Genomic DNA, 22,291 nt, shown 5'->3' with positions numbered 1-22,291 from the left:
CCCTGCGCGTAAACCGGGGTGCGACGCCGATCCGGGCCGGCCGTGCCCGCACCCGGACCACTCGGCGCTTAATAAACACCGCTCACGGCGCCCTTTGTGACGGGGCACACGTTCTGTCGCAGCCGGGCGTTAGTGTGTATTTCGGAACAGCTCTTTGCGGTACGCCCGTGACCAGCCGATGCCCGATGCCGCGCAAGCGGCCCGGCGCCGCGGCGGCCACGGACGTTCCGTGCAGCACGGATCGATGAATGATGAGGTTCACCATGTCCCAGCAGACCCCCGGCTCCGCCACCACGACTCAGACGCCCCGGCACGGCGATGCGTTCGAAAACCTGTCGCAGGAGAACCGCAGGTTCGCCCCCTCGGCCGAATTCGCAGCCAACGCCGTGGTCACCGCCGCCGACTACGCCGAGGCCGACGCGGACCGGCCGGCCTTCTGGGCCAAGCAGGCCCGCGGGCTGCTGAGCTGGAGCAAGGACTTCACCCAGACGTTGGACTGGTCCGACCCGCCGTTCGCCAAGTGGTTCGTCGGCGGCGAGATCAATGCCGCGTACAACGCCCTGGACCGGCATGTCGAGGCCGGCAACGGGGACCGGGTTGCCATCTACTTCGAGGGCGAGCCCGGCGACACCCGCAGCTACACCTACGCGCAGCTCACCGAAGAGGTCAAGAAGGCCGCCAACGCGTTCGAATCCCTCGGCGTGGCCAAGGGTGACCGCGTGGCCGTGTACCTGCCGATGATCCCCGAAGCCGTCATCACCCTGCTGGCCTGCGCCCGGATCGGCGCGATCCACTCGGTGGTGTTCGGCGGCTTCTCCGCCGAGGCGCTCCGCTCCCGGATCGACGACGCCGAGGCCAAGCTCGTGGTCACCGCCGACGGCACCTACCGCCGCGGCAGGCCCAGCGCCCTCAAGCCGGCCGTCGACGAGGCGCTGGCCCACGAGGGCGACGGTTCCGGGCACACCGTCCAGAACGTCGTGGTGGTCAAGCGCAACGGCCAGGACGTCGACTGGCACGAGGGCCGGGACCACTGGTGGTCCGACACGGTCGGCGCCGCGTCCGCCGAGCACACCGCCGTCGGCCACGACGCCGAACACCCGCTGTTCATCCTCTACACCTCCGGGACCACCGGCAAGCCCAAGGGCATCCTGCACACCACCGGCGGCTACCTCACCCAGGGCGCCTACACGCACAAGGCGGTCTTCGACCTGCACCCGGAAACGGATGTCTACTGGTGCACGGCCGACGTCGGCTGGATCACCGGCCACTCCTACGTCGCCTACGCGCCGCTCATCAACGGAGCCACCCAGGTGATGTATGAGGGCACCCCCGACTCCCCGCACCAGGGCCGCTGGTGGGAGATCGTGGAGAAGTACAAGGTCTCCATTCTCTACACCGCCCCCACCGCCATCCGCACCTTCATGAAGTGGGGCAAGGAAATCCCGGCGAAGTCGGACCTGTCCTCGATCCGCGTCCTGGGCTCGGTGGGCGAACCCATCAACCCCGAGGCGTGGATGTGGTACCGGGAGGTCATCGGCGCCAACGCCGGGAAGAACGGGGAGAAGAAGGAGAACCCGGCCCCGATCGTGGACACCTGGTGGCAGACCGAAACCGGCGCGCAGATGATCGCGCCGCTTCCCGGAGTTACCGCGACCAAGCCGGGCTCCGCCCAGGTCCCGCTGCCCGGCATCGCCGTGGACGTCGTCGACGAAGCCGGCGAGTCGGTGCCCAACGGCGCCGGCGGCTACCTCGTCATCCGCGAGCCGTGGCCCGCCATGCTGCGCGGCATCTGGGGTGATCCGGAGCGGTTCAAGGACACCTACTGGTCCCGCTTCGAAACGATGTACTTCGCCGGCGACGGCGCCAAGAAGGACGACGACGGCGACATCTGGCTGCTCGGCCGGGTGGACGATGTCATGAACATCTCCGGCCACCGGCTCTCCACCGCCGAGATCGAATCCGCCCTCGTGTCCCACCCGGCCGTGGCGGAAGCCGCCGTCGTGGGCGCGGCGGACGAGACCACCGGGCAGGCCGTCGTGGCGTTCGTGATCCTGCGCGGGGACGCGGTCAACTCGGGCGACGCGATCGTCCAGGAGCTCCGCAACCATGTGAGCAAGGAGATCGGCCCGATCGCCAAGCCCAAGACCATCCTCGTGGTGCCGGAACTGCCCAAGACCCGCTCCGGCAAGATCATGCGCCGGCTGCTGAAAGACGTGGCCGAGGGCCGCGAGGTGGGCGATGCCACCACCCTGGCCGACAACACCGTGATGGCACAGATCGCGCACTCGCTCAAGAAGTGAGCACGGACCCGGGCCGGGCTGCACGGAACGGAATCATGCGGCCATGACGGATTCGTGCGATGTGCTGGTGGTCGGGGCCGGTCTGGCCGGGTTGCAGTGCGCCCGGGAACTGCAGGCCGCCGGGCGCGAGGTGGTGGTTTGGGAGGCCTCCGACGCCGTCGGGGGCAGGATCCGGACGGATCGGGTGGACGGTTTCCTCGTGGACCGCGGCTTTCAGGTCCTGAACCCCGCGTACCCGGCGGTCCGGCAGTGGGTCGACGTGGACGCCCTGGCGCTGCAGGTCTTCGGTGCCGGCCTCCGGGTCCGGCTGCCCGACAACCTGGCGGTCCTGGCCCACCCCCTGCGGGAGCCGGGGCTCATCCTGCAGACCCTCCGCAGCGGAATTCTCAGCCCCCGCGCCGTCGTGGGGCTGCTGCGCTGGGCCGTCCCGGCCTTCGCCGGGCCCCTTCGGCGGAGCGGCCAGGATGTTGCGTTGCGCGACGCCCTCGACCGGGCCGGCTGCTCGGGCGAACTGCGCACCGTGGTGGAGCGGTTCCTCGCCGGCGTACTGCTGGAGGACGAGGGCAGCACCTCCAACAACCTTGCCTTGCAGCTGGTACGCGTCTTCGCGGCCGGGGTTCCCGGACTGCCGCGCGAGGGCATGCAGGCCCTCCCGCAGCAGCTGGCGGATGCCCTGGCCGCCCCGGTCCGCACCTCCACCCGGGTGGAGAAGATCAGGCCGGACGGGAACGGGGCCCTGGTCACCGCCGCGGGGACCGCCATCCGGGCCCGCCACGTCGTTCTCGCCGCCGATCCGGTCGACGCGGCCAGGCTCGCCGGGAGCGAGGCGCCCGCCATGAAGGGAGTGCTCACGCACTGGTTCGCCGCCGACTCGGCACCCACCGACGCGCGCATGCTCTGCATCGACGGCCGCACCCGCCCCGGCGGACCGCTGCTCAACGCGGCCGTCATCTCCAACTCGGCACCAAGTTACGCACCTGCCGGCCGGCAGCTGATCCAGACCTCTGCCCTGTTCGGCGCGGGCCGGCCGGTTCCCAGCGAGGCGGACGTCCTCCGGCACGCAGGGGACATTTTCGGTTGCTCCACGGCCGGCTGGGAACTGGTGGCAAGGCACGAAATCGCGCACGCCCTGCCCGTCCAGCCACCGCCGCTGCGGACCCGGCAACCCGTGGAGGGCCCGGACGGGATCACCGTCTGCGGCGACCACCGGGAGACGGCTTCCATTCAGGGCGCGCTCGTCAGCGGCCACCGCGCCGCGCTGGCCGTCCTGGGCCGGCCCGGGTGACATTCTCCGCTTCGCGCCGGGTTGCCGCGCCCGCCGGCGTGGTGTGGAAGCTGCTCACGGACACCGGGAAGTGGCCGGCGTGGGGGCCATCGATCACCGGCGTCGAACCTGCCACCGATGCGGGTGCCGTCCCGGGACTCGCGCCCGGCAGCCGCGGAAAGGTACGCACCGTCCTGGGGCTAGCGCTCCCGTACACCGTGACAGGGTTTGACGCCGGCCGGTACTGGTCATGGTCCGTTGCGGGCATCCCGGCCACCGGCCACCGGGTAACCCCGCAGGACGACGGCTGTCTACTCACCTTCACCGTACCCTGGTGGGCACCGGCCTACCTGCCGGTCTGCGCCCTGGCACTGCGGCGGATAGAACGGCTCGCAACCGGTCCGGGGACCTCTGCCGGGCGCGGACCTGACCGTGATTGATGAACTCCGCAAGAAACATCAGGGTACGGTCCGGCCCAACGCGATACATTGGCAGGCATGAGCGAAGCCACCCCCTCGGACGCCCGTCGCGGCACCATCCTGGTCCTGAACGGGCCCAACCTGAACCTGCTCGGCACCCGTGAGCCCGAAAAGTACGGCACGGCCACACTGGCCGACGTCGAACAGCTCGCCAAGGACACCGGAGCGGCGCACGGGCTCGAGGTCGAGTGCTTCCAGTCCAATCATGAGGGCGCACTCGTGGACGCCATCCACGCCGCCCGCGGGAAGGCGGTGGGCATCGTCCTGAACGCCGGCGCCTACACGCACACCTCGGTGGCGATCCGGGACGCAATAACGGCCGTGCAGCTGCCCGCCGTCGAGGTGCACATCACCAACGTGCACGCCCGGGAAGCGTTCCGGCACCATTCCTATCTTTCGGACATCAGCAAGGCCGTGATCGCCGGCGCGGGCATCCTCGGGTACCGCTTCGCCGTCGAGTACCTCGCCGAGCTGAACGCGGGCCGGGGCTGATCATGTCCCCCGCGCCGGAGCCCCCGGGGACAGCCGACTGGTACCGCCATTTCGGCACCATTGACGCGCCCGGCAACTCCGCGTGCTATGCGGAGTGGTCCACGGCCATCGCGGACGACCCCGAGCTGATCCGGCGCATCGACGAGTGGCCGCACAACAAGCGCCAGCCGCTGCTGATGCTGGCCGCCGCCCGATTCCTCGGCGCCCGGATCGGCCCCTACGCCGGGTTCCGGGACTTCCTGGATACCCACTGGGACGGGGTCTCCCGGATTGTCCTCTCCCGGTCCACCCAGACAAACGAGGCCGGCCGTTGCGCCGCCCTGCTCCCGTCCCTGGCCCGGATCGCCGCCGCGGAGGGACGCCCGCTGGCCCTCATCGAGGTCGGCGCTTCGGCAGGACTGACGCTGTACCCGGACCGCTACGGCTACGAGTTCGACGACGGCTCCGGCGCCGTGACGCGGCTGCTCCCCGCCGGTGCCGCGCCCGGGACTTATCCCGTGCTGCGGTGCGCCACGGCCGGCCCGGTGCCGCTGCCGGCCGCGCTGCCCGCGGTGGTGTGGCGCGCCGGCATCGATTTGAACCCTTTGGACATCCGGGACCCCGACGACGTCGCCTGGCTGGAAGCGCTGATCTGGCCGGAGCAGGACTTCCGCCGCGAGCGGCTGCGCCAGGCGATCGCCGTCGCACGGACGGATCCGCCGCTGCTGGTGGCCGGGGACCTCAACGAACAGCTTGTGTCATTGGCGCAGCAGGCGCCGCCGGAGACCGCCCTGGTGGTCTTCCACAGCGCCGTCATGGCGTACCTCGACGCCGCCGGCCGCGAACGTTTCCGCGACACCATCGCCCTGCTGGCCGCGGACCGGGGCTGCCACTGGATCTCGAACGAGGGCCACACGGTCATCCTGCAGGCGGACGGCTCCAGCGTGGTTCCCGAAATGGACGAATCCCGACTCCGCGGCCGCTTCCTGCTGCTGGAGGACGGCCTGCCCGTGGCCATGGCCGGCCCGCACGGCCAGAGCCTGGAGTGGATCGAAGCGGCCCCGGCCTGACGGCGCCAGCCGGCGGTTCCCGCCGGTTTCCTGCCGCCGGCTATTTCATAATGCACTGGCCCGGCGAGACGGCGTCGCCCAGCCCGGGGGCCTTTGCGGCCACGGGGCCGAGGTCGTTCATGGTGATGGCGAAGCCCAGCGAGGGCTCGGAGGTGGATTTCGCGAAGACGACGCCGGCCACCTGGCCGCCCGTGGTCAGCAGCGGACCGCCGGAGTTCCCCGGCTGCACGTCGCCCGCGAGCCGGTAGACATCCTCGGCAGCGGCGTTGTTGCCGTAGATGTCCGGGACCAGGACGGTGGTGATGTCCCGCACCGTGGCCGGCTTGGACTGGAACGGACCGCCGTGCGGGTAGCCCGCGAACGCGGCCGGGCTGCCGGCCGGAAGATCGCGGCCCAGCGACAACGGCGCGGCGCGCAGCCCGTCCACGGCCAGGACGGCGAGGTCATGCCGGCTGTCGAAGTAAACGACCCGGCCGGGGAGGGCTCCGCCGCCCGGGACCTCGACAACGGGCTCCGGGACGCCGGCCACCACGTGGGCATTCGTCACGACCCGGCCGGGCGAGACCACAAAGCCCGTTCCGGTCTGGTTCTGGCCGCACTGGTAGGCCGTCCCGGCAATCTTGAGCACGGAGGCGGCGGCCTTGTTCAGGGGAGGGGTGTCGGTGCTGGCGTCGGGCACGGGCACGGCCCGTCCGCCGACACCCTCGAACAGGGTCGGGATGCCATCGCCGATCACGGCCGAACGCAACTGCGCCATCGACGTCTTCAGCGGCGTGGGGGTGACGCCGTCGATGAAACCGATCACCTTGGAGTCGGCCAACTGTTGGGAAACAAAGGGAACGCCGAGGGCGCTGATACTGAAGGCCAACATGGACATCACGAGGGCGGACACGGCGAGGTTGACCCCGCCGCCCACCACCCGGTCGGCAAGTCGGAGCGGACTGATTTTGACGACGCTGCGGATGCGCCGCCCGATCATGGTGCCGAGGCCGTGCCCCAGCATCATCAGCAGCACGGCCGTGGCAATGATCGCGGTGAGCCGCCAGCCGGGATCGTCGACGAGGTCGCTGACGATCGGGACAGACAGGAAGGCGGCCACGGCGCCCGCCGCGAACCCGGCGATTCCGCCCAGCGTCACCAGGAAGCCGTTGCGCAGGCCATAGATCAGGTAGGACAAGAGCGTCAGAATCAACGCCAGGTCCAAGATGGTCAAGCCGAACACCGGGGCTCCTTAGTGACTGGTAGGAACCCCATTCTACCGGCGCGGACTGACAGTTTGCCGGGGGCCCAAGGCGGCCCGGACCGTCACCCGCCCGGCGTTTCACGCGTTTCGGTGCCAAGTACGTCACAGAAGCCTCAAAATTCTGAAACAATGGCTGAAGCGCCCCAGCCGACACAGTAAGTCAGGAGATTTCATGGATATCGAGGTATTGCGCCGCGCACCCCTTTTCGCCACGCTCGACGACGAGGCGTTCCGTCTGCTGACGGACGAACTCACCGAGGTGGACCTCTCACGCGGAGCCTCGGTATTCCGGGAAGGCGACCAGGGTGACCAGCTCTACTTCATCGTCTCCGGCAAAGTGAAGCTCGGCCGCACGTCCCCCGACGGCCGCGAGTCGCTGCTCGCCATCCTCGGCCCGGGCGAATTGTTCGGCGAAATGGCGCTGTTCGACCCGAGCCCGCGCACCGCAACGGCCACCGCCGTCTCCGAGACCCGCCTGGCCGGGCTGAAGAACGAGAGCCTCAACGCCCTCCTGCGCACCCGCCCCGAGGTCTCGGCCCAGCTGCTCCAGGCCCTGGCACGGCGCCTGCGCCGCACCAACGATTCGCTCTCCGACCTTGTCTTCTCGGACGTCCCGGGCCGCGTGGCCAAGGCGCTGCTGGACTTGGCCGACCGCTTTGGCCGCCCGGCGACGGACGGTGTCCTGGTGGCCCACGAACTCACCCAGGAAGAACTGGCCCAGCTGGTCGGCGCCTCCCGCGAGACCGGCTGCGCCTCGAGGCGCGCGCCGTCGTGATTCTCGACATGCAGCGCCTCCGCCAGCGCTCCCGCTAGGCACAGCCGCGACACAAGCCTTAGACACAGAGGGCCGGCCCTTTTCCACGGGCCGGCCCTCTGCGGTTTTAGGTGTTGTTCTCGGCTTCTTCCGGCGTCACGGAATCTGGGTCTGGCCGGCGGGACATGTCCATCCTTCGCCAACGCTCCCGCGGGACATGTCCATTCTTCGCCAACGCTCCCGCGGGACATGTCCATTCTTGGATGCCACGAGGGGGCACATACCCACTATGTCCAATGCCCAACTGGCGCAATAGACATGTCCGGTGGTCGAGGCGAGGCTCCAGCTGGCATGTCCTCCCCTTGAGCGAAGGCCCGGCGGACATGCCCATCCCTGCACGCCAGGGATGGACATATACCCAATATGCCCATTCCTCAGCGCCAACTATGAGCATGTCCAGCCATGGGCTCAGGTCCGGGCGGATACGTCCATTGCCCGGCGCCAACGATGAGCATGTCCAGCCATCGGCTCAGGTCCGGGCGGGCATGTCCAGCCATCGGCCCAGGTCCGGGCGGGCATGTCCAGCCATCGGCTCAGGTCCGAACGGGTATGTCCATTGCCCGGCGCCAACAATGGGCATGTCCAGCCATGAGCTCAGGTCCCAACGGGCATGTCCATTGCCCGGCGCCAACGATGGGCATGTCCAATGGTCGGGCCGAAGCGGGCGACCCTACCGTTCCCGCTGCGGTTCCCCGGCGACGGTCTTGGCGGCCTCGACTTCCAGCATCAGCCTGCCGTCTTCCTCCACGAGGGCCGGCTGATAGGCGTGGGCCTTGCGCTTGTAGCTGAGGTAGGCGATGCAGCCGTTAGCGGCGGCCATCTTCTCCAGCATGATCTCCGAGCCCGGGACCAGCAGCTGGCCGAGCTTCAGCCCCACGGTGTTGGGCTGGCCCACCTCATCGCCCAGCGCCGTCGTGTCGCGCTCGGCAATGACCTTGCGGACGCACACCCAGCGCGCCCAGACACCCTTGCTGGCCAGCAGCGAGGGCTGCTGGTTCATCGGGATGGTCGCGGCAAAGTACCGGGTGTTGAAGCGTCGGTGGGCGAAGTCGGGGCTGAGCCAGTTCACCAGCGGCTTGAGCAGATCGGTCCGCACCGAAAGCCCGCGCTTGGCGAGCACGTCGGTGAAGGACTTTTCCTGGTCGGCGACGGCCTCCCGGGCGCGCATCCACTCGGCCGTGGACGTCGCCTCCACCGTGGTCGACAGGTCCGGACCGGCCAGCAGGACTCCGGTCTCCTCGAACAGCTCACGGATGGCGCCCACCACGTGACGTCGCGCCAGGCCGACGTCGGACGTGCCCATCTGCTCGGCCCACCACTGTGGCGAGGGGCCAAGCCAGCCCACGGCGTCGTCGTCGGACGTCTCGAGCGAGCCGCCGGGAAAGGCGAGGACGCCCAGCGGCGAGGACCCGGGCCGGTAGCCCAGCCAGGTCTCCAGGCCGGTGGGCGAATCCCGCAGCAGGACCACGGAGGAGGCGTAGCGGGGGGCACGGGGGGTCCGCTCGCCGTGTTCAAGCCAGCTGCGGGCTGCCCCCTCAAGATCCGGGGGAAGGCTAAACAGGCGTCGTGCTAAGTGCGGCAAGGGAAGCGACCGGCCCTCTAGGCGAATTCGGCGATCAGTTCGACTTCGACCGGAGAGTCGAGCGGCAGAACTGAAACGCCGACGGCGGAACGTGCGTGCTGGCCGGCGTCGCCAAGGACTTTGCCCAGGAGCTCGGAGGCGCCGTTGATGACGCCGGGCTGGCCGGTGAACGATGGATCGGAAGAGACGAAACCGACCACCTTGACGATCCGGGTGATCCGGTCCAGGTCCCCAATGACGCTCTTCACGGCGGCCAGCGCGTTGACGGCGCAGACCTCGGCGTAGCGCTTGGCCGACTCCGGGGACACAGTCGACTCGTCCGAGGTCCCTTCGGTCCCGGAGGAGACCTTGCCGGTGGCTTCAAGCTTGCCGTTGATGAAAGGCAGCTGGCCGGAGGTGTACACGTGGTTGCCGGAGATGACGGCCGGGACGTAGGCGGCCACCGGGGCGGCCACCTCGGGAAGGGCGAGGCCGAGCTCGGCGAGGCGCTGTTCGACGGCGGACGACGCGCCGGTGCCGGCGTCACTTTGGGCCACGTTGGCGGGGCTCGTGGCCTGTGCCGGCGCCGCCGTTTCGGGGATGCTCATGGCTAGTTCTTCTCCCGCTTCAAGTAGGCAACCAGGCCGTTTCCATCGGGGCCCGGAACAACCTGGACGAGCTCCCAGCCGTCGTCTCCCCACTGGTCCAGGATCTGCTTTGTCGCGTGGATAATGAGCGGAATCGTGGCGTACTCCCATTTGGTCATGAAGTAAAGCCTAGTCCTTGCCGGTAAAGTGGAAAACATGGCGACTGGTAAGAACCCTTTATTCGACACGGCCACCACCCTCGGAAAGCTCATCCTTTTCCTGGGCGTGAGCGCGATTTGTGGTGTCCTGATGGCGGGCCTGCTGGTCCCTGCGGCCGCCGTCTCCGGCAACGCAGCAAGCGGTTCGATCAAGTTCTTCGAAACCCTGCCGGCCGAGCTGAAGGTCGACCCGCCGAGCCAGTCGACCAAGATCCTGGCCGCGGATGGCAGCGTCATCGCCAACCTCTATCTTGAGAACCGCACCCGCGTGTCGCTGGACCAGATGTCGCCGTACATCAAGGACGCGGTGATCGCCATCGAGGACAGCCGCTTCTACGAGCACGGCGGCGTCGACACCACCGGTATTCTCCGCGCGCTCGTCGCCACCGCGCGCGGGAACAAGCAGGGCGCCTCGACCATCACCCAGCAGTACGTGAACAACGTCATCAACTCCTCCCTGGAGTCCGAGGGCAAGGGCGACCAGGTCCTGCTGAACGGTGTCAACAAGGGCGTCGGCGACAAGCTCCGCGAGATGAAACTGGCAATCGCGCTGGAGAAGAAGTTCACCAAGGAACAGATCCTTGAGGGCTACCTGAACATCGTCTTCTTCAACCGCGACGCCTACGGCATCGAGGCGGCCTCCCGGCTGTTCTTCAGCACCTCGGCCAAGAATCTGACGCTGCCGCAGGCCGCGCTCCTGGCCGGCGTTGTCAACAGCCCGTCCTTCTATGACCCGATCACCAACCCGGACAACGCGAAGGTCCGCCGCAACCTGGTCCTCAAGGCCATGCTCTCGCAGGGCAAGATCAAGCAGGCGCAGTACGACGCCGCCGTCGCCACCCCGGTCAAGACCAAGGTGACCCAGCCGCGCCAGGGCTGCGCCTACTCGCCGACGTCGCCGTACTTCTGCGATTACGTGCTGCACCTCCTGCTCAACAACCCGGCGTACGGGGCGGACACCAAGGAACGCGAGCGCAAGATTTTCCGCGGCGGCCTGACCATCAAGACCACGCTGGAGCCCAAGGCACAGAAGGTCGCGCAGGCGCAGGTCGACGCCGCTGCCGGCGCGAACCCGAACAAGTGGGGTGCAGCCCTGGTCTCCGTGGAGCCGGGGACGGGCAAGATTACCAACATGGCCCAGAACACGTCCTGGCTGCCGGGCAAGGGCAAGTTCGACACCCAGCTGAACTTTAACGTCGACAAGTACGACGACAAGGGCAATGACCTTAATGGCCTTGGCGGCGCCCAGCCGGGCTCCACCATGAAGCCGTTCACTTTCGCCGAATGGCTGGACGAGGGCAAGTCCATGAATACCGTGGTGGACGGCTCCGTGCGCCGATACCCGTTGGACTTCCAGTGGCGGAACTCCTGCGGCGTCACCACGGGCGCCTACAGCACCCCGGAACACGACGCGCAACTGGGTGCCGCCGAGGACCTCCAGAACGCGGAGCCGGACTACTACAGGCCCATGACGGTGCTGAAGGGTCTCTACAACTCGATCAACACCATTACCTTCGCCTCGGCCGCGCAGCTCGACTTCTGCGGGATCCAAAAGATCGTGGACGCGGCAGGACTGCACTCCGGCCTGCCCACCCGTGACCAGAACCAGAAGATTGTGTTGGATGCGAACGGGAGGATCAAGGAACCGAACCCGAAGATCAACATGTCGATGCTGTCGAACCTCCTCGGCTCCACCCAGACCGCGCCGCTGACCATGGCCAGCGCCTTCGCCACCTTCGCCAACGACGGCCGCTACTGCGAGCCGATCGCCATCACCTCCGTGACGGATGCGACCGGGGCCAAGCTGCCCGCCCAGGCCACAAACTGCCGGGACGCCCTCAAGCCCGAGGTTGCGCGCGGCGTGAACTACGCGCTGCAGGAAGTCTTGAACCGGGGCTCGGGCTCGCTCATCCAGCCGCGCATTTCCACTGTGACAAACTTCCCGATCGCGGCGAAGACCGGTACCTCGAACAACAACGGCTCCACCTGGGTGGTCGGGCACACCACCGGTCTGGCGACGGCGGCCTGGTTTGGCGACCCGCTCGGCGACCAGGGACGCTCCGGGCAGAACATCACTGTCAACGGCCAGTTTTACGAAGGCATCGACGGTTACATGATCGCCGGGCCGATGTTCTCCAAGTTCATGGCCGAGATCGCCCCCTCGCACGGCGCCGAGCCGTTCCCGGAACCGCCGTCGAACCTGCTGTCCGAGCCGTACCAGCAGCCGACCAACAACGACGCGGGCCGGAACAACAACTTCATGCCGCCGGCGACGCAGAACCCGGCACCGGCGCCGTCATCCCCCGCGCCCAAGGCCCCGGCCAAGCCCGTCGACCCCCCGAAGAACAAGTAGTGACCGCCGGAACCACCCTGGCCAGCCGCGCCCGAAGCATCGGGCGCGGCTTTGCCGTAACCGCCGCCGCCGGCGCCGCCGCGGGCGCCGCCGCTGCCGGCTACGGGTTGTGGGAGAAGAACCAGTTCGTGCTGCGGGAAGAGTCGCTCGCCGTCCTGCCGGCGGGGTACGGGCCGCTCCGCGTGCTGCACCTGAGCGACATCCATTTCGTCCCGGGCCAGATCCGCAAGGCCGCGTGGCTGCGCTCCCTCGCCGGGCTGGAGCCGGACCTGGTGGTAAACACCGGCGACAACCTCAGCCACGCCAAGGCAGTCGATCCCCTGCTGGAGGCGCTGCGGCCGTTGATGGAGTTCCCGGGAGTCTTCGTCCCCGGCTCGAACGACTACTTCGCGCCGCGGCTGAAGAACCCGGCATCCTACCTGCTGGGGCCGTCCAAATTGCGCCCCGACCCCGTCGAGCTCGACTGGCCGCGGCTCCGGTCAGGCTTCGGCATGGGCGGCTGGGTGGATCTGACCAACCGCTGCCAGTCGCTCGTGATCAAGGGCCTGCGCGTGGACTTCTCCGGCGTCGACGACCCGCACCTTCGCCTCGAGCGCTACGCCGGCTGGCCGCGCGGCACCAAGGGCCAGGACGCCAAACCGCACCTGCGGATCGCCGTCGCGCATGCCCCGTACCAGCGGGTGCTGGACCACTTCACCGAGGACGCCGCGGACCTGCTGCTGGCCGGCCACACTCATGGCGGCCAGATCTGCGTCCCCGGCTACGGCGCCCTCGTGGCCAACTGCGACCTGCCCACCTGGCGTGCCAAGGGACTGCACGACTGGGAAAGCAACGGACGCACGACGCCGGTCAACGTCTCCGGCGGAATCGGCACCTCACGCTTCGCCCCGGTCCGGATCGCCTGCAAGCCCGAGGCCGTGCTGCTCACCCTCACCGCCCGGCCCTGAGCCCGTCGGCCCCTCCCCCGCGCCAGCTCCGGAGGGACATGCCCACCCCCGGCACTTGCTCCCCGTGGGACATGCCCTGTCTTGCCGCCCGGGGATGGACATAACGGCATCCTGCCCACTCTCGGCGTCCAGGGATGGACATGTCCCCCAGGGGTGGTCGCGAAGAATGAGCATGCTCAACGGAGCGTCCGCGGAACGGGCATGTCCCGAACCCGTGTGCTCGAGGAGCGGGCATGTCCAGAACTCGTACGGTTGAACCATGGGCATGTCCCGCCGACCGCCGAGGAATGGGCATGTCCCGCTGGCATGCCGAGCGATGGGCATGTCCCCAGGGAAAGCCCGCACCTCCCCGTGCCATTGCGGAACATAATTACTGGGACAGATTCCGGAACGGCCCGATATCCTGTGAACCGGGTCACGCGATGGCCTAGGGTAGTTGCTACAGGAAACTACATCCAGTTGCGTAATCCATTTCGCAGTTGCAGTTAAGAAGCAGGCATGGCCAAGCAGACTCCGTTTTTCTCATCAATCAGCCGTCTCTATCCGCACGTCAGACCGATCATGCCGCGGCTGGTCATGGGCCTGCTGTCCGCCCTGCTGGCCAGCGTCGTCGCCCTGGCCATCCCCCAGGTGCTGCGCGTACTCATCAACGACTGGCTGAGACCCGGCGGCAGCAGCCAGGCCGTCTGGATCGCCTCGACCGTGATCCTGCTGCTGGGCATCGCCGAAGCCGGGCTGGTGGCACTGCGCCGCCAGTTCGTCATCAACCCGGCCACCACGGTGGAAACCCGGATGCGGGTGTCGCTCTACGACCATCTGCAGGACCTGACCGTCTCCTTCCATGACCGCTGGGGTTCCGGTCAGCTGCTCTCGCGCGCCATGACAGACCTGAACTTCCTCCGGCGCTGGATGGCGTTCGGGGCGATCATGCTCGTGGTCACCACGCTGACCGTGGTGATCGGCGTCGTCGTGATGTTCTCCATGAGCTGGCAGCTGGCCCTGATCTTCCTGGCCGCCGCCGTGCCGATCATGATCTACGGCTTCCGGTTCCGGACCCGCTTCAGCAAGGTGGCCCGCCGCAGCCAGGACCAGGCCGGAGACCTCGCCACCACGGTCGAGGAGTCCGTCCACGGCATCCGCGTGCTCAAAGCCTTCGGACGCAGCCGCGAGGCGCTCGAAAACTTCAATGAACAGGCCGAGGAACTGCGCCAGACCGAGATCGCGAAGGCCAAGCACCTGGCCGCCTTCAGCCTCGTCGTCACCTTGCTGCCAGAACTCGCCCTCGGTGCCGGGCTCGTCGTCGGCGTCATGCTCGCGGCCGACGGGCAGCTGAGCATCGGCTCGCTCGTGGCCTTTTTCGCCACCGCCGCCGTGATCGCCGCACCGGTGGAGTTCTGCGGCATGCTGCTGGCGATGGCGCTCACCGCCAAGTCCGCCGTGGACCGGCACTTTGAGGTAATGGACTCGGTCAACACCATCACCAGCCCGCCGCAGCCGCGCCGGCCTGCCGAGCTCAAGGGCGCCCTGGGCTTCCACAACGCCACCTTCGCCTTCGAGGACGCACCGGACAAGCCGATCCTCAAGGACATCAGCCTGGACATCCGCCCCGGCGAGACCATGGCACTGGTGGGCATCACCGGCAGCGGCAAGAGTGCCCTGCTGCAGCTGGTGCCGCGCCTGTTCGAGGTCACGGCGGGCTCGGTCACGATCGACGGCGTGGACCTGCGCGACTTCAGCGTGGAGGAGCTGCGCACCGTCGTCGCCGTCGCCTTCGAAGACACCACCCTGTTTTCCAACTCCGTCCGGGACAACGTGCTCCTAGGCGTGCAGGGGCACGAGACGGAGGAGCGCCGGGAGCAGATCCTGGCCGAGGCGCTGGACACCGCCCAGGCCCACTTCGCCTACTCCCTGCCGGAGGGACTGGACACCCTGATCGGCGAGGAGGGCCTCAGCCTCTCCGGCGGCCAGCGGCAGCGCATCGCCCTGGCACGGGCCGTCGCGGCCCAGCCGAAGGTGCTGGTCCTGGACGATCCGCTCTCCGCGCTGGACGTGAACACCGAGGAACTCGTCGAGGCCAGGCTCCGTGAGGTGCTCGCTGACACCACCACCCTGATCGTGGCCCACCGTCCCTCCACCGTGGCCCTGGCCGACCGCGTGGCCCTGCTGCAGGACGGCCGGATCTCCGCCGTCGGCACCCACACCGAACTGCTCGCGGAGAACAGCCACTACCGCTACGTGATCGCCAGCCTGGACCCGGAACCTAGGGACCTGGACTCCGAATTGTCCGCCCTCGAGGCCGAGGAGGTGTCGCGATGAGCACGGCCACCTTCGGCACCGCCAACGAGGACAACGCCCACCTTTCCAAATCCGAGAGCAAGGCCGTCCGGCGCCGCTCCCTGTCCCTGCTCGGCTCGCTGATCCGTCCCGTCCGCCTGCGTTTCTGGCTGACCATCGCCGCCGTCGTGCTGTCCCAGGCCGCCCGCGTCGCCGGGCCGGCCCTGATTGCCTTCGGCATTGACCACGCCCTGCCCGCCCTGCGCGCCGGGGACAACCTCCCGCTGGTGCTGGCCGGCGTCGCGTACCTCGCCGCGGCCGTCGCGACCGCCGGGCTCACCGCCCTGTACGTGACCTCGACGGCGCGCCTGAGCCAGGCGATGCTGCTGGACCTGCGCGTGCGGGTCTTCCGGCAGACCCAGCGGCTGAGCCTGGAATTCCACGAGAAGTACACCTCGGGACGCATCATCGCCCGGCAGACCTCGGATCTTGAGGCCCTGCGCGAACTCCTCGACTCGGGGGTCAGCTCGCTCGCCTCCGGGATGCTGTTCATGATCTTCACCGCCGTCACGGTGTTTGCCCTGGACTGGCGCAGCGGGCTGCTGGTGCTCGCGGCCGGCGTGCCGATGTACTTCCTGGCCCGCTGGTACCAGAAGCACTCGCAGATCGCGTTCCGCGAATCCCGCGTCGTCTCGGCCCGGCTGATCGTGCACTTCGTCGAGACCATGACCGGTATCCGTGCGGTCAAGGCCTTCCGCAAGGAGCGCCAGAATGCCGAGCGCTACGCCGAACTCTCCGAGGACTACCGCAAGGTCACCGTCCGCTCCATCAACCTCAACGGCGTCTTCCAGCCCGGCCTGGTGCTGATCGGGAACGTCTGCGTCGCCGTCGTGCTGCTTTCCGGCGGCTTCCGCGTCCTCAGCGGCGAGCTCGCCGTCGGCGTCCTGCTGGCGCTGATCCTCTCCACCAAGCGGTTCTTCCAGCCGGTGGACCAGATGGCGATGTTCTACAACTCCTTCCAGAGCGCCCAGGCGGCGCTGGAAAAGGTCTCCGGGCTGCTCGAGGAAATCCCCACCGTCCGGCCGCCGAAAAACCCCGTGGCCCTGCCCGAGGCGAAGGGCAGCATCGATTTCGAGAACGTCGAGTTCCGCTACGGCGACGGCCCGGTCATTATCCCGGCCATGGACCTGCACATTCCCGCGGGCCAGACGGTCGCGCTGGTGGGCCAGACCGGCGCCGGTAAGTCGACGCTGGCCAAGCTGATCGCCCGCTTCTACGACGTCTCCTCCGGCTCGCTCACGCTTGACGGCGTGGACCTGCGGCAGCTGACGACGGCGGACCTGCGCCGGAACGTCGTCATGGTCACCCAGGAGGCCTTCCTGTTCAGCGGATCGGTGGCGGACAACATCGCGCTGGGCCGGCCCGAGGCCTCCCGGCAGGAGATCGAGGACGCCGTAAAGGCCGTCGGCGCCCACGAGTTCATCTCGGCGCTCCCGGAGGGCTACGACACCGACGTCAACAAGCGCGGCGGCCGGGTCTCGGCCGGGCAGCGCCAGCTGATCAGCTTTGCCCGGGCCTTCCTGGCGCGGCCCGCCGTCCTGATCCTCGACGAGGCGACGTCCTCGCTGGACATCCCGTCCGAGCGGATGGTCCAGGCCGGGCTGGCGAGCCTGCTGCAGGGCGTCAGCTCCGGCGAGGCGGGCCGCACGGCGTTGATCATCGCGCATCGGCTCTCCACCGTGGAGACCGCGGACCGGGTGCTCGTGGTCCATGACGGCCGGGTGGTGGAGGACGGCACGCCGGCGGAGCTGATCGGCGGCGGCGGGCGCTTCGCCAAGCTGCACGGTGCCTGGAAGGACTCGCTCGTCTGATTCCTCCGCTCCGGCGGCGCTTCGGCGAAGCTCGGGCGGCGCTTCGACGGCGCCGATTTCGCATCCGGGGCCGGAATCGGATACTCTTGTGAAGTTGCTTTTGAAGTAACGGATCGGGATGTGGCGCAGCTTGGTAGCGCGCGTCGTTCGGGACGACGAGGTCGCAGGTTCAAATCCTGTCATCCCGACCAATCTAAAGAGGGTCTTCCAATCGGAAGGCCCTCTTTTGTGTGCCCTGCGATATTTGCGCCCTTCCGACGGCGCCCGCACCGTCCGCCGCCGTCGTACCCCATCGACTGCTCCGCAACCGCCGTTTAGACCCGTCATAAAGGTCCGCTTCGGAGCAATCGACGGAGGGACCGGGGCAAAGAACAGCCCCGGGACACCTTGGGTGTCCCGGGGCTGCCTGGAGCGTTGGTTACATCGGGTCCGGCCAGTTGCCGATGTTGGTGGAGTTGGACATCGGGTCCGGCCAGTTGCCGATGGCCGAGAGGGTGCCATTGCTCGAGCTCATGGGATCGGGCCAGTTGCCGATCGCCAGGGTGCTGTTGCTCATGGGGTCCGGCCAGTTACCGATGGCACTTACTGACAGCACTGCGGGAGCCGCTGCGGAGAACGCCAGAGCCCCAGCCAAGGCGACAGAGGCAGCAATCTTCTTAAACATGTGGGTTCCTCAATACGAGTCGGAAATACGATTCGGAAAGTTACAAAGCCAGCACCAGCCCTTGTTGACATACATTGTAAAATTACTTGCACAGAGACTGTCAAGCATTTAGTACATCGACTGTCCGGAATTAGGAGGATCCCGTGGGGAACGGATTCGGGGAAAAACTCCGAGCGGAACGGCTGGAACGCGGCCTCACCCAGGCCGAACTGGGTAAGGACCTGTTTTCACCCAGCTACATCTCGCTACTGGAGACCGGCCGCCGTGAACCGACCGCGGATGTCATCGAAGAGCTCGCCCGCCGGCTGGAGCTCGCCCCCAAGGCGCTGGAGGCCTGGAGCCAGCCCGTGTCCGTCAGCGACGCCGAATACGTGCTCGCCGGGCTGTACGCGCGGCAGGCCTGGGACTTGCGCGACTATCCGCTGGCCGCCAGCCACGCCGCCACGGCCGCCCAGATCGCGCTGGAGGGGAAGAACACCAGCGCCTGGTGGAACATGACCTACATGCAGGCCGAATGCCTGATGAAGCAGGGCCAGCTCAAGGAATGCCAGAACCTGGTACAGCGGCTGCTGGACCACCCGATGGCTGCCGAATCGGCCGGCCTCGGGGTGCGCGCCCGGCAGATGCTTGCCGCCGTGTGCCACGGCCAGGGCCAGCTGGCGGTCGCCGTCGAGCACGCCCAGGAAGCGGTGCGGCTCTGCGCCCAGCTGCCTAAGGGCTCCACCCTGATCATCGGCGCGCTGCGCGCCCTGATCGGCGCCCTCGCCGAAAGCGGCCGGCTCGACGAGGCGTGGCAGTACTGCCAGGACATGAACGACCAGATGGATGACCAGTCCATCTCCCAGCTGGCCGGAGAGGTCGCCTGGGTGATCGGGAACGTGGCGTTCATGCGGCATGACTACGCCGAAGGCATCAAGTACCACGAGAAGGCGGCCAAGCTGCTCTCCCCGGCGAACGACATCGACCTCTGGGCCCGGTTTAACAAGGCTTCCGCCGCGGTCCGTCTGTCCTCCGGGATCGTCGAACCGGAAACCCTGTCCTCGATCGAGCGCGCCGAGCTGGCCCTCTCGATCGTGGGCGGCAACAAGACCGACCGGCTCGAGGTGGCCTTCATCCGGGCACGCTGGCTGTACCTCACCGGGGACATCGTCGGCGCGGTACAGAAGCTGCGGGAAATCCACGCCGAACGGGATTCGCTGGCCAAACACGTCGCCGGCGAGGTGGCCCTGCTGCTCGGCAAGGCGCTCAAGGCCGCCGGCGAGTCCGAGGAAGCCCTCGTCTATCTCGAGGAAGCGCAAAAGGAGTTCAGCGCGGCCGGGGCCTCGGACCGGGTCCAGCAGGCCATGGACGCCGTGCTGGAAATCCGCCTGGCCCAGCGCCGCGCCGAAGCCGCCGCTGCCGGAAGCTAGGCGGACGGCCGGGCCCCAGGCGAAGGCGGACGGCTAGGCGAAGGCCCGGCCCGTCAGCAACTCGTAAGCTTCCACGTAGCGGCTGCGGGTGCGGGCGACGACGTCGGCCGGCAGCGCCGGCGGCGGCGTGTCGGAGGACCTGTCCCAGCCCGATTCGGCCGACGTCAGCCAGTCCCGCACGTATTGCTTGTCATATGACGGCTGTGCCTTGCCCGGCTCGTAGGTGGCGGCATCCCAGAACCTCGAGGAGTCGGGGGTCAGGACCTCGTCGCCGAGCGTGATGACGCCGGTCGCGGCGTCGATGCCGAATTCGACCTTGGTGTCGGCCAGGATGATGCCGCGGCCGCGGGCGATCTCCTCGGCCTTGGTGTAGATCTCCAGGGTCAGCTCGCGGAGCCGGCCCGCGATGTCCGGGCCCACCAGCGCGACCACGGCGTCGTAGGTGATGTTCTCGTCGTGCTCGCCCACCTCGGCCTTCGCGGAGGGGGTGAAGATCGCCTCGGCAAGCCGGGACCCGTCCACAAGGCCGGCCGGCAGCGGAATGCTGCACACGGTCCCGGACTGCCGGTATTCGGCCAGCCCGGAGCCGGTCAGGTAGCCGCGGGCGATGCATTCCACCGGGAACATGTCCAGCTTCTTGCAGATCATCGCGCGGCCCTCAACCGCCGCGGGAACGCCGCCGTCGACCGTGGACGCGAGCACGTGGTGCTCCACGCCCAGTTGCTCGAACCACCACAGGCTCAGCTGGGTGAGGATGCGCCCCTTGTCCGGGATCTCGCTCGCGAGGACATGGTCGTAGGCGCTGATGCGGTCGCTCGCGACAACCAGGACGCACTCGTGGCCGACGCGTTCGGTGATGGACGCGTCCGCCGGGACGTAGAGGTCGCGGACCTTGCCGGAGTAGACGTGCTTCCATCCGGGCAGGTCCAGCGTCTCGGTGTGCAGGCCGCCGGTGGGCATCGCGGATTCAGTTGCGTCCATGCTCAGGCCTTCGCTTTCGCCGCGGCGGCCGCGGCAGCCGCTGTGCCGGGCGCCGTCACCTTGATTTCGCCGCGGGCGGCTTTGCCGCCGATGTCGGTACGGAACTGGCCGCCGTCGAGCTGGACGAGTTCGACGCCGTCGTACGCCCGTTCGCGGGCCTCCACGAGGTCCGTCCCGAGCGCCACCACGGCGAGGACGCGGCCGCCCGCGGAGACGACCTTGCCCTCGTCGTCGAGCTTGGTGCCGGCATGGATCACGTGCACGCCCTCAATGGCTTCGACCTTCTTCAGGCCGCGGATCCGGTCCCCGGTCCGGGGCGTGCCGGGATAGTTTTCGGCGGCGACGACGACGGCGACCGCTGACTCCTTGGACCAGCGCAGCGGCTGGACCTTGTCCAGTTCGCCCTTGGCGGCGGCCATCAGCAGGCCGCCGAGCGGCGTCTTGAGCCGGGCCAGGACGGCCTGGGTTTCCGGGTCGCCGAACCGGACGTTGAACTCGATGACGCGGGTGCCGCGGGTGGTCAGGGCGAGGCCGACGAAGAGCACGCCGACGAACGGGGTGCCGCGGTGGGCCATCTGGTTGACGGTGGGCTGCGCGACCCGGTCGATGACCTCCTGGACGAGGCCTTCGGGGGCCCAATCGAGCGGGGTATAGGCGCCCATGCCGCCCGTGTTGGGGCCTTCGTCGTTGTCGAAGATGCGCTTGAAATCCTGTGCCGGGGAGAGCGCCACGGTGGTGCTGCCGTCGCAGAGGACAAACACGGAGACCTCGGGGCCGTCAAGGAATTCCTCGATCACCACGGTGCCGCCGGCGTCGAAGCAGCTCTGCGCGTGCGCCAGCGCCTCATCCCGGTTGCGGGTGACGACGACGCCCTTGCCGGCGGCGAGCCCGTCATCCTTCACGACGTAGGGGGCGCCGAAGGTGTCGAGCGCGTCGGCGGCTTCCTCGGCGTTGGAGGCCACCCGGGCCATCGCGGTGGGCACGCCGGCCTCGGCCATGACTTCCTTGGCGAACGCCTTGGAGGCCTCAAGCTGGGCGGCGGCCTTGCTGGGGCCGAACACCGGGATCCCGGCGTCGCGGACGGCATCGGAGACACCCGCGGCCAGCGGGGCTTCCGGACCGACCACCACGAGGTCAACGGCGAGCTTGGTGGCCAGCGCGGCGACGGCGTCGGGGTTGTTCGCGTCGATGGCGTGTGTGGGGACCAGCTTGCTGATGCCGGCGTTGCCCGGGGCCGCGTGGACCTCGGAAACATTGGGGTCGGCGAGCAAGGATCGGACAATGGCGTGTTCGCGGCCGCCGGGGCCGATGACAAGTACCTTCACAGTTCCCAAGGGTACTTTGTGGACCCTGCAGGCTCCTAAGCTGTGACTGCCACCGGACATGCCCACTCCTCACGCCGGATTTGCGCACAGGCCACGGTTGCAGCGGACATGCCCACTCCACGCCGCAGCCACTGGACATAATGCGTATATGCCCACTCCTCACGCCCACGGATGGGCATGTGCATCACCGGGGAAGCCGCCCAGTCCACACGACGTGCCATTCCGGACCAGAGCTCCACAGGACATGCCCACTCCACGCCGCAGCCACTGGACATAATGCGTATATGCCCACTCCTCACGCCCACGGATGGGCATGTGCGTCGCCCTGGAAGCCGCCCAGTCCACACGATGTGAGATTCCGGACCAGAGCTCCACCGGACATGCCCACTCCACGCCGCAGCCACTGGACATAATGCGCATATGCCCATCCCTCACGCCCAAGGATGGGCATGTGCGTCGC

The 22,291-nt window shown here is 68.2% G+C and carries 17 protein-coding genes, 1 tRNA gene and 1 pseudogene; 12 read left to right on the top strand and 7 right to left on the bottom strand.

Annotated elements, in window-relative coordinates:
- The first annotated feature begins 263 nt into the window (after nt 1-263).
- Genes acs through AC1DGE_RS04590 form a run of 5 tightly spaced genes read left to right on the top strand, consistent with a single transcriptional unit; the run spans nt 264 to nt 5,584 of the window.
- Nucleotides 264-2,300, top strand: coding sequence for an acetate--CoA ligase (gene acs, locus AC1DGE_RS04610; protein ID WP_476917053.1), 2,037 nt, complete (start codon nt 264-266; stop codon nt 2,298-2,300).
- 43 nt (nt 2,301-2,343) lie between these two features.
- Nucleotides 2,344-3,585 (top strand): protoporphyrinogen/coproporphyrinogen oxidase, encoded by a 1,242-nt coding sequence (locus AC1DGE_RS04605; RefSeq protein ID WP_476916994.1) that lies wholly within the window; start codon nt 2,344-2,346, stop codon nt 3,583-3,585.
- Nucleotides 3,582-4,004 (top strand): SRPBCC family protein, encoded by a 423-nt coding sequence (locus AC1DGE_RS04600; protein WP_476916993.1) that lies wholly within the window; start codon nt 3,582-3,584, stop codon nt 4,002-4,004. The genes AC1DGE_RS04605 and AC1DGE_RS04600 overlap by 4 nt, the downstream gene beginning before the upstream one ends.
- Nucleotides 4,005-4,061: 57 nt before the next feature.
- Complete coding sequence (gene aroQ, locus AC1DGE_RS04595) at nt 4,062-4,535, top strand: type II 3-dehydroquinate dehydratase (protein ID WP_476916992.1); 474 nt, start codon at nt 4,062-4,064, stop codon at nt 4,533-4,535.
- Between the two features lie 2 nt (nt 4,536-4,537).
- Complete coding sequence (locus AC1DGE_RS04590) at nt 4,538-5,584, top strand: DUF2332 domain-containing protein (RefSeq protein WP_441416798.1); 1,047 nt, start codon at nt 4,538-4,540, stop codon at nt 5,582-5,584.
- Nucleotides 5,585-5,624: 40 nt separating this feature from the next.
- On the opposite strand, the gene AC1DGE_RS04585 is transcribed toward AC1DGE_RS04590, so the two are convergent.
- A complete protein-coding gene (locus AC1DGE_RS04585; RefSeq protein ID WP_476916991.1) occupies nt 5,625-6,806 on the bottom strand; it encodes a MarP family serine protease in 1,182 nt (393 codons plus the stop codon).
- Between the two features lie 193 nt (nt 6,807-6,999).
- Between AC1DGE_RS04585 and AC1DGE_RS04580 the strand changes: the two are divergent.
- Nucleotides 7,000-7,640: pseudogene (locus AC1DGE_RS04580) on the top strand (Crp/Fnr family transcriptional regulator).
- Between the two features lie 671 nt (nt 7,641-8,311).
- Here AC1DGE_RS04580 and AC1DGE_RS04575 read toward each other — a convergent pair.
- The 3 genes from AC1DGE_RS04575 to AC1DGE_RS04565 are packed head-to-tail and all read right to left on the bottom strand — an operon-like array spanning nt 8,312 to nt 9,968.
- The gene (locus tag AC1DGE_RS04575) at nt 8,312-9,223 is read right to left on the bottom strand and encodes an NUDIX hydrolase (protein WP_441416796.1); all 912 of its coding nucleotides are present in this window, start codon (nt 9,221-9,223) and stop codon (nt 8,312-8,314) included.
- Between the two features lie 17 nt (nt 9,224-9,240).
- Nucleotides 9,241-9,810 carry a RidA family protein gene (locus AC1DGE_RS04570; RefSeq protein WP_476916990.1) on the bottom strand — a complete coding sequence of 190 codons (570 nt, stop codon included), beginning with the start codon at nt 9,808-9,810 and terminating at the stop codon, nt 9,241-9,243.
- Nucleotides 9,811-9,812: 2 nt separating this feature from the next.
- Nucleotides 9,813-9,968, bottom strand: a complete 156-nt coding sequence (locus AC1DGE_RS04565; protein WP_175321496.1) for a DUF4177 domain-containing protein — start codon at nt 9,966-9,968, stop codon at nt 9,813-9,815.
- Between the two features lie 37 nt (nt 9,969-10,005).
- Here AC1DGE_RS04565 and AC1DGE_RS04560 point away from each other — a divergent pair, with 37 nt between their 5' ends.
- From AC1DGE_RS04560 to AC1DGE_RS04540, 5 genes are all read left to right on the top strand, one after another.
- Entirely contained in the window at nt 10,006-12,360 is a 2,355-nt protein-coding gene (locus tag AC1DGE_RS04560; protein ID WP_476916989.1) for a transglycosylase domain-containing protein, read from the top strand.
- Nucleotides 12,360-13,307 carry a metallophosphoesterase gene (locus tag AC1DGE_RS04555; RefSeq protein ID WP_476916988.1) on the top strand — a complete coding sequence of 316 codons (948 nt, stop codon included), beginning with the start codon at nt 12,360-12,362 and terminating at the stop codon, nt 13,305-13,307. Before AC1DGE_RS04560 ends, AC1DGE_RS04555 begins: the two co-directional genes overlap by 1 nt.
- Nucleotides 13,308-13,805: 498 nt before the next feature.
- Nucleotides 13,806-15,623 (top strand): ABC transporter ATP-binding protein, encoded by a 1,818-nt coding sequence (locus tag AC1DGE_RS04550; RefSeq protein ID WP_441416792.1) that lies wholly within the window; start codon nt 13,806-13,808, stop codon nt 15,621-15,623.
- Nucleotides 15,620-17,452, top strand: a complete 1,833-nt coding sequence (locus AC1DGE_RS04545; protein WP_476916987.1) for an ABC transporter ATP-binding protein — start codon at nt 15,620-15,622, stop codon at nt 17,450-17,452. Before AC1DGE_RS04550 ends, AC1DGE_RS04545 begins: the two co-directional genes overlap by 4 nt.
- 114 nt (nt 17,453-17,566) lie before the next feature.
- Nucleotides 17,567-17,643: transfer RNA gene (locus AC1DGE_RS04540), tRNA-Pro, on the top strand.
- A gap of 227 nt (nt 17,644-17,870) precedes the next feature.
- On the opposite strand, the gene AC1DGE_RS04535 is transcribed toward AC1DGE_RS04540, so the two are convergent.
- Complete coding sequence (locus tag AC1DGE_RS04535; RefSeq protein WP_175321501.1) at nt 17,871-18,116, bottom strand: hypothetical protein; 246 nt, start codon at nt 18,114-18,116, stop codon at nt 17,871-17,873.
- 143 nt (nt 18,117-18,259) lie between these two features.
- On the opposite strand from AC1DGE_RS04535, the gene AC1DGE_RS04530 reads away from it, so the two are divergent.
- A complete protein-coding gene (locus AC1DGE_RS04530; protein ID WP_175321502.1) occupies nt 18,260-19,525 on the top strand; it encodes a helix-turn-helix domain-containing protein in 1,266 nt (421 codons plus the stop codon).
- A gap of 33 nt (nt 19,526-19,558) precedes the next feature.
- Here AC1DGE_RS04530 and AC1DGE_RS04525 read toward each other — a convergent pair whose 3' ends face one another.
- Together AC1DGE_RS04525 and purD are read right to left on the bottom strand one after the other, a co-directional pair.
- The gene (locus AC1DGE_RS04525; protein ID WP_476916986.1) at nt 19,559-20,506 is read right to left on the bottom strand and encodes a phosphoribosylaminoimidazolesuccinocarboxamide synthase; all 948 of its coding nucleotides are present in this window, start codon (nt 20,504-20,506) and stop codon (nt 19,559-19,561) included.
- Nucleotides 20,507-20,508: 2 nt separating this feature from the next.
- On the bottom strand, nt 20,509-21,831 hold the full coding sequence (purD, locus tag AC1DGE_RS04520; RefSeq protein ID WP_476916985.1) for a phosphoribosylamine--glycine ligase: 1,323 nt from the start codon (nt 21,829-21,831) through the stop codon (nt 20,509-20,511).
- Between the last annotated feature and the right edge of the window lie 460 nt (nt 21,832-22,291).

It is taken from the genome of Arthrobacter sp. 05N425 (genome assembly GCF_056397125.1).
This window is presented reverse-complemented; position numbering and strand designations above follow the sequence as displayed.